Origin of the sequence: Saprospira grandis DSM 2844, assembly GCF_000275825.1 — a bacterium.
Taxonomy (GTDB): domain Bacteria; phylum Bacteroidota; class Bacteroidia; order Chitinophagales; family Saprospiraceae; genus Saprospira; species Saprospira grandis_A.
In genome coordinates, this window is the sequence record NZ_JH719942.1 from 2,993,942 (window position 1) to 3,006,576 (window position 12,635).

10 protein-coding genes are annotated in these 12,635 nt (G+C 47.5%); 8 read left to right on the top strand and 2 right to left on the bottom strand.

All coding sequences use genetic code 11. The features are described from left to right. Positions 1-276 precede the first annotated feature (276 nt). Genes SAPGRDRAFT_RS13620 through SAPGRDRAFT_RS13630 form a run of 3 tightly spaced genes read left to right on the top strand, consistent with a single transcriptional unit; the run spans position 277 to position 2,453 of the window. The gene (locus SAPGRDRAFT_RS13620; RefSeq protein WP_002659831.1) at positions 277-768 is read left to right on the top strand and encodes a hypothetical protein; all 492 of its coding nucleotides are present in this window, start codon (positions 277-279) and stop codon (positions 766-768) included. Next, positions 761-1,483, top strand: a complete 723-nt coding sequence (locus SAPGRDRAFT_RS13625) for an ABC transporter ATP-binding protein (RefSeq protein ID WP_002659832.1) — start codon at positions 761-763, stop codon at positions 1,481-1,483. Before SAPGRDRAFT_RS13620 ends, SAPGRDRAFT_RS13625 begins: the two co-directional genes overlap by 8 nt. Next, positions 1,470-2,453, top strand: coding sequence for a hypothetical protein (locus SAPGRDRAFT_RS13630; RefSeq protein ID WP_002659834.1), 984 nt, complete (start codon positions 1,470-1,472; stop codon positions 2,451-2,453). The genes SAPGRDRAFT_RS13625 and SAPGRDRAFT_RS13630 overlap by 14 nt, the downstream gene beginning before the upstream one ends. A 43-nt stretch (positions 2,454-2,496) precedes the next feature. Here the strand turns inward: SAPGRDRAFT_RS13630 and SAPGRDRAFT_RS13635 are convergent, their stop codons facing one another. Further along, positions 2,497-3,687 carry a glycosyltransferase family 87 protein gene (locus SAPGRDRAFT_RS13635; RefSeq protein ID WP_002659836.1) on the bottom strand — a complete coding sequence of 397 codons (1,191 nt, stop codon included), beginning with the start codon at positions 3,685-3,687 and terminating at the stop codon, positions 2,497-2,499. Positions 3,688-3,690: 3 nt separating this feature from the next. Further along, the gene (locus SAPGRDRAFT_RS13640) at positions 3,691-5,355 is read right to left on the bottom strand and encodes a S8 family peptidase (RefSeq protein ID WP_002659838.1); all 1,665 of its coding nucleotides are present in this window, start codon (positions 5,353-5,355) and stop codon (positions 3,691-3,693) included. A gap of 637 nt (positions 5,356-5,992) precedes the next feature. Here SAPGRDRAFT_RS13640 and SAPGRDRAFT_RS13645 point away from each other — a divergent pair. The 5 genes from SAPGRDRAFT_RS13645 (at position 5,993) to SAPGRDRAFT_RS13670 (ending at position 12,632) form a co-directional block, all read left to right on the top strand. Continuing rightward, positions 5,993-6,964, top strand: coding sequence for a ribonucleotide-diphosphate reductase subunit beta (locus SAPGRDRAFT_RS13645; RefSeq protein WP_002659840.1), 972 nt, complete (start codon positions 5,993-5,995; stop codon positions 6,962-6,964). Between the two features lie 241 nt (positions 6,965-7,205). Further along, the gene (locus SAPGRDRAFT_RS13650; RefSeq protein WP_037350858.1) at positions 7,206-9,617 is read left to right on the top strand and encodes a ribonucleoside-diphosphate reductase subunit alpha; all 2,412 of its coding nucleotides are present in this window, start codon (positions 7,206-7,208) and stop codon (positions 9,615-9,617) included. A 302-nt stretch (positions 9,618-9,919) separates the two neighbouring features. Continuing rightward, positions 9,920-10,357 carry a PaaI family thioesterase gene (locus SAPGRDRAFT_RS13660; RefSeq protein ID WP_002659842.1) on the top strand — a complete coding sequence of 146 codons (438 nt, stop codon included), beginning with the start codon at positions 9,920-9,922 and terminating at the stop codon, positions 10,355-10,357. Next, positions 10,358-11,740, top strand: a complete 1,383-nt coding sequence (locus tag SAPGRDRAFT_RS13665) for a BamA/TamA family outer membrane protein (RefSeq protein ID WP_002659843.1) — start codon at positions 10,358-10,360, stop codon at positions 11,738-11,740. A 4-nt stretch (positions 11,741-11,744) separates the two neighbouring features. Further along, positions 11,745-12,632 (top strand): NAD kinase, encoded by an 888-nt coding sequence (locus SAPGRDRAFT_RS13670; protein ID WP_002659844.1) that lies wholly within the window; start codon positions 11,745-11,747, stop codon positions 12,630-12,632. The last annotated feature ends 3 nt before the right edge of the window (positions 12,633-12,635 follow it).

The following is a 12,635-nucleotide window of genomic DNA, read 5'->3' on the forward strand; positions in this document are numbered from 1 at the left end:
TGGCCCTGGGGCCTTGGCCCCAAACGGCTTAGGGATGGATAGCAGTGGCCGTCAGGCCAGACCGAGCCGCTGAAAGCGGCGAAGGGCCGAGCAGACTTGCGAGCTGCGACACAGCCCGACCCGCCCGCAGGCGGGGAAGCCCCAAAATAAGAGGAAAAAAATAGAGCTCGCAGTTTTTTGAGGAAAAAGGAATCGCTCTTTAGCTTCCCTTGTTGTGATCGCCTCAAATATATTTTAAAAATGCTTAATTTGTTTGCGCATAAAATTATAAAGAGGATGCAAAAAACTATACTTGTTGGGTTACTTTTTTTTTGGGCTTGGGCCCTTTATGGGCAATCTTGGATGCAATTGCGGCAGGAGCCCATTCAGATAGCCTACAAAATTCCGTACAATTGGTTTGTGGGTGGTTTGGAAAAACAGGCGGATTATTGGCGGAGTTTGAACACGGCGCCTGGGGGGCATATAAATATGTTACTGCTGTATAGCGAGGAGCTCAGGGCTGAGGAATTGGCTCAAAAAGCGGTTTGGAATTATCATTTTGTGGGGCTAGACAGCTTGGCTGCGGATAGTTTGCAGGGAGATTTTGGCCTTTGGGAAAAAAGAGGACATTGGCGAGAGGACCGCCTAGAGTTGGTTCGTTCTTGGGCTTGGAAAAAAGGGGAGCAGCATTATTTGTTGTACCTTTGGGGCCGAGAAGAAAAGATGAATGCTTTTGCTCAAGAAAAGCTGTCTAAGGTATTAACATCAATTATATTTTTAGATGATTAGTTGTGAAAACCTGCTATTGAAGTATGGCGATAGAACGCTTTTAAAGCTTCCCGATTTTCAGTTTGAAGAGAAGGGCTTTTATGTCATTTTGGGCCGTAATGGTAGTGGAAAAAGTAGTTTTTTGCGCCTTTTGGCGGGATTGGAACAGCCCCAAGCGGGGCAACTTTTTTTGCAAAATAAGCCCTATTCGGCCTGGAAGCGCAGCGATTTTGCCCAAGAACTGGCCCTTTTGCAGACGAAGCAAACTACGACTGCTTTTATGCGGGGGGAGGAGTATGTGAGCCTTGGCCGACACCCTTATTTGGCTTGGCATGGCCTGTTGGGCCAAAAAGACCGGCAGCGAATTGAGGAGGTCATGCAAGCGCTCCAAATTGAAGAATTGGCCCAGGCAAAAGTAGGGCAGTGTAGCGATGGCGAAAAGCAATTGCTCGGCTTGGCCCGTGTTTTGGTCCAAGATACTCCCATCTTATTGTTAGATGAAATATCGGCACATCTTGATTTTATCAATAAAAAACAAAGCTTTCAACGATTGAAGACTTTGGCCCAAAAGAAATTGATTATCCTAGTGAGCCATGAGCTCGCTCTAGCCGAAGCCTTTGCGGACCATATCCTGCTTTTGGAAAATCGGGGTCTGCTGTCTCTAGCTCCTCAAGCTGCTAGCCAAAAAATAGAAGAAATTTTTGAACAAACCTCCCCATATCATGCAAAAACTTAGTCTACTGCTTATCCTTTGTCTTGCTTATGCTTGCCAAAGCGCTCCGCCCCAACCTCAGCTAGACCAAAAAATGGCCCATCATCTCCGAAGTATAGAAACGCCCAAAAGGCTATTAGAAATTGACCTCAATGGAGATGGCCAAAAAGAAAAGTTGGCTCTCTATGCCAATCAAGAGGGGCTGTATTGGGAAACCGTTAGTGGGCAACGTTTTGACTTGCCCCTAGAGGGCCCGGCCAAGGAGTTGTTGCTCTGGAAAAACCTAGGCGATTTGGATGGGGATGGGGGAGAAGAATTGGCCTATCTGCCCAATTATGAAGATAATTCCTCGATTAACCATTTTCAGATTGTCTCTTGGAAAAAAGGCTGGGAAACGCCTTTCCGCTTTGAAATTCGAGAGGATCAAATTAAGGAGGACCGTCCTTTTGTTTGGGCTAAAGGAAAAGACCGCTTCCTCTTTCGCTTTGTCAATGAACAAGGCCTAGAAGAATATCAAGAGGCCATTTTGGACCAAACTAATGGGCCCGATAAAAGTTTGCCCCTAGAAAAACGATTTGTCTGCAATGGCGATATGGTCCGCCTGCCCGCTTTTTCCTTTAAACTAAAATTGACCGCTAGCGCCCAAAAAATATTAGACGAAAGCCCAGAAGAATTGGTCCTTAGCATTTTGCTACATAATGAGCCTAGCCTTCCCCTAGCTGCCGAGATGCAAAAATATTGGGATGAGGATATGGAGTATTTACTCTTGCTCCAAAAAGAAATGCAGCAAAAAAGTACAGACTTTTTGGTGGATGATTTGGAGCTGCCTAGGGCGGCCCTAGAGGCTTGCAAAAGCCTCGATATGCAATTAGATCTAAATATGTATACGGCCCGAAAGACCTCAGAAAATAATCTCTTGTCTATTGATCCACTCTTTGATGGCCTGCTTAAATTAAGGACCAAAAAAATAATACTCAAAGGTAGAGTCATTTAGTACAAAAGGCCCAGAACAAGCGTTCTGGGCCTTTTACATTTTGTTAATTTTGCGAATTAGTTGCTTGGTTTTTGGGTAATAAAAAGAGCAGCTCATAGAGCAATACAACATAGAGGATTACAAACCCTAGGGCCTTGATGCAATAGGGAATAATAAACTGATTGCGAATAAAGGCCGGAAAAATATCGGTAGGCGAAAGCGAACTGAAAACAAAGCAAAAAAGCAGCAAACTCAACCGAAGTTTTTTAGGTAGAGCCGAGCGCAAATACCAAAGCGCTGCTGCCGAAATAGCAATGATAAAGGTAGCAGATTCTGCCCGATGATTGAAAATAATCACCCAAACCATAATGGCCGCTAAAAGAAGGGGCGCAAAACGAGGCTGATAAAAACTTTTCCAACGTAAAAGCGGCAGAAGCATCAATAAAACCCCAACCAAAAGTACAGGCTTTTTGATGTCATCGCCAAAGCCAAACCAACTGTGCAAAATGCCCATAAGAGAAAACCCATAGGAAATGCCGTGATCTTCCGCCAACATCCGCCCCCAGTTCTGATATTGCCACCAAAGCTCATCTAGGCCCATATAAAGCGCAGGAGAGAGGCTGTAAAACAACACCCAGAAAACCGAATAGATAATAAATTTTCCCTTCTTAGGTGTACTGAAAAAGAGCATTAGCGCCACAATGCCAAATAGTTTGATATAAACCGTAAGCCAAAGTGCTCCTAATGCCCAAAAAATCTGTTCTCGACGCAAAAGGGCCAAACCCGCCAGTAAAAGCCCCGCAATCAGGGCATTGGTCTGGCTATTCTGAGTACTGCTCACCAGCTCCATAAAAACAAAGGCCATAAAAAAATGAGCGCTGCCCTTGGGCAAGCGAATTTGCCGAATGCCCCAAAAGAAAATGCCAACATTGAGCATGTTCCAGAGCGCCAAACCAATGGGCGTGGGCAAAAAGGCCCAAGGTGCCATCAAAAGGGCAAAGAATGGACTGTATTTAAATAGGTCCGCCGTTTCTTTGGGATACCAATCGTAGAGATCTTTATGCTCCAATAAATGCCAAAAAGACTGCTTGAAAATAAGATAGTTGTTGTAAGGCGTCGATTCAATACCGTGCAAAACGCTATTTCCCCTCAAATAATAGAGTTGTAAACTCACCGCCAAGGCCATCAATAAATAAAAGAGAAGCCATAACTTGGGCGAAAAGGGTAAACGTTCCCAAAAATTTGCTTTGCTCATAACTTAGGGTTGTTGTGGCTGCAAGCAACCCAAGGTTTCATAAAAACGATAATCAGCTATATCTACCTCCAAATGATAAATTCCATCGCTTGGTAGTGCCGCCGGCAAATCGAAACGAATTAACTGCTCTTCTCCAATCTCTAGGCGTTGCTCGGCAAGCAGTTGGCCCAAACTATTGTAGTAGCGCAGCTCAAAAATACTTCCTGGCCGCCCAATAGCCAAACGCAAACTGTTGGAGGCCTGCAATGGCCGCTCCCGAAGCTGCAAAATCCCTTCCTCCGTCAGCAATAAAGCCGTTTCAGAAAGAGAAAGGTAGGCCGTGAAAAGGTTGGGAATCCCAAAACCTATTGCCGTGTCGGCCTCGGCTTGTTGCCCCGCCCACTCAATCGCATGCCGAATTTCCCAGTTGTTTTTTTCTGGAAAAGCAGACCAAAGACTAGCCGCCATTCCCGCCAAAACAGGAGAAGAAAAAGAGGTGCCATCAGTGGAACTCACCGAGTAGCCATTGAGCCCCGCCACTTTGGTGCTTCGACCTTGGGCCACTACATTGGGCTTGATGCGACCGTCAGCAGTAGGCCCAAATGAACTAAATCCCGCTTTTTTGCCATTGGGCCGAACCGCCCCAATAGAAAGCACATTTTGGGCATCGGCTGGGGCGCCAATGTATTTCCATGGACCATTGCCCTCATTCCCCGCACTATTCACAACCAAAATCCCCTTTTCTACAGCCACATCCGCCGCCTGAGAACATAGGGCCGTTTTGCCATCCATATCTTTGTACGCATAACTCATGCTTTTGTCATTAAAAGAGGTATAACCCAAAGAAGAATTGATGATCTCAATCCCCAAACTGTCGGCCCGCTCTGCCGCCGCCGCCCAGTTAAATTCCTCAACCCTAAATTCTCCCCCCACATCTTCGGTCTTAAAGAGATAGTAGTTGGCCTTGGGCCCCGTGCCCTGAATCAAATAGGGCAGATTGGCCGCCATACAAGAAAGTACATTGGTGCCATGCGTGCTCTGCTCATACACAAATTCATCGCCCTGAACAAAGTCATGGGTTCCCCAAATTTGGTTGTTGGCAAATAAACTATCAAAGGCAGGCATACGATAAACATTCAAAAAGCCCCCATCAAAAATAGCCACTTTACGCCCCTGCCCCTTTATGTTTAGCCCATGTAGCAAATGCCCACCCAACATGGCAATCTGATTGAGCGAATACCCCAAGGGATGATCCGTTTTATTATACTCTTCTGGCTTAAAATGCTTATGCCATTTTACTTCTTCTAAACGGCGCTTTTTACCCAAGGGGATAAGGTCCCGCACAAAGGTCAACTCTCTAATTGCGGCCAATTTACTCGTATCTTCTACATAAATAGCCAAGGAATTTAGCCATTTAGAGGCCAGCCAATACTCCACTCCTTCTGCGCATACCGCTTGCACATATTCCGGATTCAGCGGCAAATCTCGCTCGTCAATTTCTACTCCCCCAATCGCTCGCCGCTCCAATGCAGCAGGACTAAGATACTCCCAAGGCCGCAAAACACTATAGGGATTCTCTTCTTTGTCGGTAAAAAAAACCGCATAAAGGTTGTGGCTAAAATTCTGGGCTTTTGCTCCAGCCAGTAGGCAGATGAAGAACAAAAGGCTAAGACTGCTTTTTTGTATCATGGTTTTTCATTTTGCGCAAAGGTACAGGGAACTGTTTTAAAAACCTATTTTTTGGGGCTGCCCCGCCCTGCGGGCGGGTCGGGCTGTGTCAGGGCTCGCAGCTCTGCTCGGCCCTGCAGTTTTTTTCGCTTCGCTCCAAAAAACTTGGGTCTGGCCTGCGGCCACCCTTATCCATCCCTCAGCCAAATGCCCCCGCTCCGCTTAAAAACAACAGAGCAGAATTTTGGCCCATCGCCCTGCTTTTTCTCCCCTAAAGGCCCTCTTTCTTACTCTGATAGAAGCCCTTTTTTTATGCTTACTAATAGTTGCTAACGATTAAAACCAAATCAGTTTAACTAAATTTTTTTGTTTCCAACTGCGCTGTACAACCACAACTTTTAAGCCCGCTCAAAGCCGCCAGCTATCGAACTTAGAGCGACTTATGCACAAAGATATTCACATGCCGTTCCCAAAATGGGAATAACTTATTTTTATAAAATAACTCAATGTTTATCGGCCTTACAGCCCATCCACTAATTTGTTGGTTTGAAGATTAAAAGCTTTTTCCCGAACTTTGTAACTCCTTAAGAGGTTTGCCCAAACCTCTTAAGGAGTCTCCACTAATTTGTTTTAACGTTTTCAGTAAATTGCCCAATAAATGTCTGTAATAGAACCCATTCTCCAAGAAAATGACCAGCGTTTTGTCCTTTTTCCCATTCAACATGATGCCATTTGGGAAATGCGCAAACAGGCTCTTGCCTGTTTTTGGACCACCGACGAAATTGACCTAGCTGCCGACCTGCACGATTGGAAAAAGCTTTCGGCCAATGAACAACACTTTATCAAACAGGTTTTGGCCTTTTTTGCCGCCAGCGATGGCATCGTGAACGAAAATCTGGTCCTCAATTTCTACCGAGATGTCCAACTCGCCGAAGCCCGATCTTTTTATGCTACGCAAATTCAAATCGAAGACATCCACGCCGAAACCTACAGCCTCCTCATAGATACCTACATTCAAGATAGCGCCGAGAAAAATGAACTGTTTAATGCCATGCAAACCCTGCCTTGCGTCCAACGCAAAGCCAAATGGGCCATCAAATGGATTGAAGAAGCCCCCTCTTTTGCCCACCGCCTAATCGCTTTTGCCGCCGTAGAAGGCATTTTCTTTTCAGGTAGCTTCTGCTCGATTTACTGGCTGAAGAAAAGAGGCATTATGCCCGGCCTTACCTTTTCCAATGAGCTCATTAGCCGAGATGAAGGTATGCACTGCGATTTTGCCTGCCTGCTCTATTCTATGCTGGAAAATCCCCTTCCCTCCGAAGAACTTCGCAGCATTATTACCGAGGCCGTTAGCCTAGAACAAGAGTTTGTCACCGATGCCCTGCCCGTTTCCCTAATCGGGATGAACGCTAAGCTGATGTCGCAATATATTGAGTTTGTGGCCGACCGCCTACTCGTTTCTTTGGGCCAACCCAAGGTCTATGGCAGTAGCAACCCCTTCCCCTGGATGGAACTCATCTCGCTGCAAGGAAAAACCAACTTCTTTGAAAAAAGAGTGGGCGATTACCAAAAAGCTGGCGTAATGGCCGAAAGAGAAAAACAAACCTTCTCTTTAGATGAGGATTTTTAGCCAAGCGCTAAAACAAGCGGCGCAGCCGCTGGCCTAGCGATGTGCAGCAGTGGCCCGAAGGGCCAGACCCAGGCAGCTTTGCTGCCGCAGGGCCGAGCGAAGAGCGAGCTGCGAAACGTAGCGCCCGCCGAAGGCGGGAGGCCCCAAAACAACAAATATTAAAAAACAAACTAATCAGCGCTTAGGCAGAACCGACTAAGCGCTTTTTTAGCCAAAGCCAAGATATATTATGATGCAATTGATGCAAGTGACCAAGCGAAATGGCCGCAAAGAGGACGTTAGCTTTGATAAAATTATGCGGCGGATTTATTACCTCTGCGACGGATTGGACAACCGCTATATCGATGTGATTGAGATTTCTAAAAAGGTCATTTTGGGCCTCTACGATGGGGTCTCTACGGAGGTGCTGGACAAGCTAGCGGCAGAAACCGCCGCCTCTATGGCCACCGAACATCCCGATTATGCGATCTTGGCCGCTAGAATTTCGGTCTCGGACCTACACAAGGGAAGCTCCAATTCTTTTACCGAAACCATGCGCCGCCTCCACCAATATATTGACCCCAAAACTGGCGAAAATGCCCAAATGATCGCCGATGATTTTATGGCTTTGGTGGAAAAACACAGCGAACAACTGGATGCCGCTATCGTGCACGAACGCGATTATGACTATGATTTCTTTGGCTTTAAAACCCTAGAACGCTCTTACCTCATGAAGGTCAATGGCAAGATTATCGAACGGCCACAGTATATGATTATGCGCACAGCTCTGGGCATTCATGGCGAAAATATCGAGGCGGCTTTGCAAACCTATAAACTGATGTCTGAGCGCTGGTTTACCCATGCTACGCCCACCTTGTTCAACTCTGGAACGCCCCGCCCGCAACTCTCTTCTTGCTTTTTGCTCAGCATAACCGACGATTCTATTCCCGGCATTTTTGAAACCCTTAGCCGCTGCGCCAAAATCTCGCAATCGGCGGGGGGAATTGGCCTGAGTATCCATAATATCCGCGCCAAAGGTAGCTATATCAAAGGCACGGGCGGCAACTCGAACGGCATTGTGCCTATGCTCCGCGTCTATAATGATACGGCCCGTTATGTGGACCAAGGGGGCGGAAAACGCAAAGGCGCTTTTGCCATTTATTTAGAACCCTGGCATGCCGATGTTTTTGAGTTTTTGGACCTCAAAAAGAACCACGGTAAAGAAGAACAACGCGCCCGCGATCTCTTTTATGCCCTTTGGATTCCAGATCTCTTTATGCAAAGAGTAGAGCAGGATGCCGAATGGACCCTGATGTGCCCCAATGAATGCCCCGGCCTCTATGATAGCTATGGCGAAGAGTTTGAACAGCGCTACCTCGCCTTTGAAGCAGAGGGTAAGGGCCGCCAAACGATAAAAGCCCGTGAACTTTGGATGAAAATATTAGAATCTCAAATCGAAACGGGGACCCCTTATATGTTGTATAAGGACCATGCAAACCGTAAATCGAATCAAAAAAACTTGGGCGTGATTCGCTCCAGTAACCTCTGTACCGAAATTATGGAGTACAGTAGCCCCGATGAGGTGGCCGTCTGTAACCTAGCTTCTATCGCCCTTTCTAAGTTTGTAACCGAAGATGGCCAATATGATTTCCAACGCCTTTATGAGGTCACTCGAATTGTTACCCGCAACCTCAATAAGGTCATCGACATCAATTATTACCCCATCCAAGAGGCCAAAAATAGCAATATGCGCCACCGCCCCGTCGGCATTGGCGTGCAGGGCCTAGCCGATGCCTTCCTCCTGCTCCGCCTGCCTTTTGAAAGCGAAGAAGCCCGACAACTCAACCGCGATATTTTTGAGACGATTTATTTTGCAGCCATGAGCGAATCTTGCCAAATGGCCAAGGAAGAAGGCGCTTATTCTAGCTACGAAGGTTCGCCCATTAGCCAAGGGAAATTCCAATTTGACCTTTGGGATGTCACTCCCTCAGACCGCTGGGATTGGGAAGCCCTCCGCCAAGAAGTTTTGGCCCATGGGGTGCGCAATAGCCTGCTCGTAGCCCCTATGCCTACGGCTTCTACCTCTCAAATCCTCGGAAATAACGAGTGTTTCGAGCCCTACACCTCTAATATTTATAGCCGCCGCACCCTTTCTGGCGAGTATGTGGTGGTCAATAAACACCTACTCAAAGACCTGATTGAACGTGGATATTGGACCCAAGAACTCAAAGAGATGTTGATCGCCGCCAATGGCTCGGTCCAAAATATCGAGGGACTCCCCCAAGAAATTAAGGAGCTCTACAAAACGGCCTACGAAATTAAACAACGGGCCATTATCGATATGTCCGCCGATCGTGGCGCCTTTATCTGCCAGTCGCAAAGCCTCAACCTCTTCGTCGAGAGCCCCAACTTTGCCAAACTGACCTCTATGCACTTCCACGCCTGGAAACGTGGGCTGAAAACGGGCATGTATTACCTCCGTTCCAAAGCTGCGGTAGATCCCATCAAGTTTACCCTCAGCGCCAAGTACCAACAAAAATTTGTGGGCCAAAATGGTGGCAGCAATCAAGCTTTGGCTGGCCGTACCGCCGCCCAAATCGAGGAGGCCAACAGCCAAGAAGGCCTAGCCTGTAGCATCGACAATCCCGACGATTGCCTGATGTGCGGCTCTTAAAATGTAAAGTTAAGTAGTTTGTTTGTAGCAGTTGCTCTTTCGAGAGGAACTGCTTTTTTTTTGGGGCTGCCCCGCCCTTTGGGCGGGTCGGGCTGTATCGCAGCTCGCTGTTCGCTCGGCCCTGCGGCAGCAAAGCTGCCTGGGTCTGGCGCTTCGCGCCCCTGCTGCCCATCCCTCAGCCGCTTCGCTTCGCTCGCCTGCGGCGGCTTTGCCGCCTGTAGGACGCAAGGGAGCAAAAACATTCCCTTGGCCAGCAAAAAAAAACTACTTTTGCAGATCCTATAATGCAAAATCAAAAACAAATGTCAAAAGAAAAGATCGCCTTTGTCAAGGCTCATGAAGGCCAACATATAGAAGGGAATATTAGTGGTTTGGGGGCTTGGCTCAATGCCAAAATTCTGTCTGTGAATGAAAAAACGGGCATGCTCCAACTAGAGTTTGAGGTCCGCCCCGATATGCTCAATCCTATGAGTAGCCTACATGGCGGGGCCATCTCGGCCATTTTGGATGAAAGCATGGGTATGCAGCTCTTTGTGCTTTCAGAAGATCGGGCCTATTATGCCACTAGTCTACAACTAGATTTTGTGCGGGCCGCTTTTGAGGGGCAGAAAGTCATTGCACAGCCCGAGCTCATCCGCATTGGTAAGCGCTCGGCCAATATGCGCTGCCTACTCCTAGATCAAGAGGGCAAAGTCTTGGCCCATGGCAGTTCTAATTATCTTCAAATTCCCAGCAGCTAAATGCGTTTTCTTCTTTTTATTATCCTCTTGCTGAGCTTAGGCCATCAGGCCCAAGCTCAGCTTCCTTATGTCCGTATAGATAGCCTTATCCTCTCTGATCTGCAGGGGGGGAAGTTGCGGACCAAAGCCAAAACGGTGGCCGCCTATCTGCCTTTTAGTGTAGGCGATAGCGTTCGACTCAATAATTTGCAAGAGCAGCTAGATTTGGCCCAACAAAGTCTACTCAATAGCCGCCTATTCAAAAGGGTGCTGCTCCGAGTAAAAGAATGGGAGGGCAAAAGCATCATTCTAGGCATCGAACTAGATGAAAACCTAGGTATCTACCCTATCCCTATGCTCGAACTTGCCGACCGCAACTTTAATGTTTGGTGGAAAAGCTTCAACTTTGATCTCCGAAGGGTGAATTTGGGCCTTTGGGGCCTTTGGCGCAACCCCAGAGGCTATAACGATATGTTCAAACTGATTGGGCAAGTTGGCTATAGCCCTAAGGTCGAGTTGGTCTATCTCATGCCCCCGCTAGGCAACAAAAACGCTTGGGGCTATAGCATAGAGGGCCTTTGGTCCAATAATAAAGAGCTAGCCTATGGAATAGCAGATAACAAACGCCTTTTTTATAGAGACCTCAACAGCAAAAGCGCTCAGTTTGACCGCCTCCGCTTTCGGGCAGGCCTCTATTTTCGCCAAGATGTCTGGAGCCAACAGCAACTGACCCTAGGCTTTCATAATTATGGGGTGAGCGATTCTATTTTTGCCCAAAATGCCGATTTCCTTTTGGGCAAAGCTCGCCAAAGAGATTTTCGCCTGCGCTATAGCTGGTCCAAGGACCGCAGAGATTTCCGAAACTACCCCTTTAAGGGCTATTACCTACAAGCCGAAACCGAGAAAAAAGGCCTGGGCATCTTCAATGAGCTCAATCAATGGACCTTGGGCGGACATCTGGGCTATTACCATAAGTTTGGCGGTGGCTACTGGAGTGTAGGCGGCCAATTGAGTGGTAAACTGAGCTTGCTCCGACAAAAGCAAGCCTTTTTTGAACAAGAGGCCCTAGGTTTTGAAGAGGAATTGGTGCGGGGTAACCAATATTATGTAATTTATGGACAAGATTATTTGCTCTGGCGCAGCGATATCAATGTCAAATTGATGGAATGGGGCGAGGCGAAAACGCCTTTTATGGCCCTGCATCTGCGTTATCATCTAGATTATGGCTATGTTTGGGATCGTTTTTATCAGCAGCAGGGCAGTTTGGTCAATCGCTCGCTTTGGGGGACTGGCCCCGCCATTGACCTCGGCCTGATGCAGTACCGCTTTGTGCTCCAATTTGAATATAGCCTCAACCAATCCAAAGAAACAGCCTTCTTTTTTCGCCTCAAAATGAATCTCTAGCCCTATGCGTATCGCTCTGTTTAGCCGCTTTCTAAAAAAGGAACAACAGCAGTTGGTCCAAGAGGTCTTTGATGCCCTCGCCCGCCGCCCCGAATGGGAACTCTATATTTATCAAGAGTACTATGATTCTTTTATGGGCCGTATTAAAATCAATAATTCTTTCCATTGTTTCCAAACGCATGAGGATTTCCGTGAGGCCGAACTCGATTGCTGTATTACTTTGGGCGGAGATGGGACGATTCTAGAAGCCGTGACTTATGTCCGCGATACAGGCGTGCCCATTTTGGGCCTCAATATGGGCCGCCTAGGCTTTTTGGCCATGATCGAAAAGCACCGAATAGAAGAGAGTTTACAAGCTTTTGAGCAAGGCGCTTTGGTAGAAGATAAACGGGTGCTTTTGCAGCTAGAGTCTTCTAGCCCCCTCTTTGGTAGCGCCAATTTTGCCCTCAATGATTTCGCTATCCTCAAGCGAGATACCTCTTCTATGGTTATTATTCACACTTACGTAAATGGCGAGTTTCTCAATTCTTATTGGGCCGATGGGATTATTGTGGCCAGCCCCACGGGCTCTACGGGCTACTCTCTGAGCTGTGGGGGACCCATCATTTTTCCCCGCTCTGGCAATTTTATCATCACGCCCGTTGCCCCGCATAACCTAAATGTCCGCCCCATCGTCCTTTCCGATGATGTGGTCATCTCTTTTGAGGTGGAGGGCCGAGCCGAGCATTTTCTCTGCACCCTAGATTCTCGCTATCGGGCCATTCAGGCCAGCTGTCAGCTGGCGATCCGCAAATGCGATTTCCAAACGACTTTGCTCCGCCCCGATGATCGCAACTTTTTGTACATGATCCGCAAAAAGCTACATTGGGGGACCGATTCTCGGAATGGTTAGGGG

Excerpts from the sequence above, each read along its gene's own strand:
- SAPGRDRAFT_RS13620 (WP_002659831.1), top strand. The coding sequence starts at position 277 with ATGCAAAAAACTATACTTGTTGGGTTACTTTTTTTTTGGGCTTGGGCC.
- SAPGRDRAFT_RS13625 (WP_002659832.1), top strand. The coding sequence starts at position 761 with ATGATTAGTTGTGAAAACCTGCTATTGAAGTATGGCGATAGAACGCTT.
- SAPGRDRAFT_RS13630 (WP_002659834.1), top strand. The coding sequence starts at position 1,470 with ATGCAAAAACTTAGTCTACTGCTTATCCTTTGTCTTGCTTATGCTTGC.
- SAPGRDRAFT_RS13635 (WP_002659836.1), bottom strand. The coding sequence starts at position 3,687 with ATGAGCAAAGCAAATTTTTGGGAACGTTTACCCTTTTCGCCCAAGTTA.
- SAPGRDRAFT_RS13640 (WP_002659838.1), bottom strand. The coding sequence starts at position 5,355 with ATGATACAAAAAAGCAGTCTTAGCCTTTTGTTCTTCATCTGCCTACTG.
- SAPGRDRAFT_RS13645 (WP_002659840.1), top strand. The coding sequence starts at position 5,993 with ATGTCTGTAATAGAACCCATTCTCCAAGAAAATGACCAGCGTTTTGTC.
- SAPGRDRAFT_RS13650 (WP_037350858.1), top strand. The coding sequence starts at position 7,206 with ATGCAAGTGACCAAGCGAAATGGCCGCAAAGAGGACGTTAGCTTTGAT.
- SAPGRDRAFT_RS13660 (WP_002659842.1), top strand. The coding sequence starts at position 9,920 with ATGTCAAAAGAAAAGATCGCCTTTGTCAAGGCTCATGAAGGCCAACAT.
- SAPGRDRAFT_RS13665 (WP_002659843.1), top strand. The coding sequence starts at position 10,358 with ATGCGTTTTCTTCTTTTTATTATCCTCTTGCTGAGCTTAGGCCATCAG.
- SAPGRDRAFT_RS13670 (WP_002659844.1), top strand. The coding sequence starts at position 11,745 with ATGCGTATCGCTCTGTTTAGCCGCTTTCTAAAAAAGGAACAACAGCAG.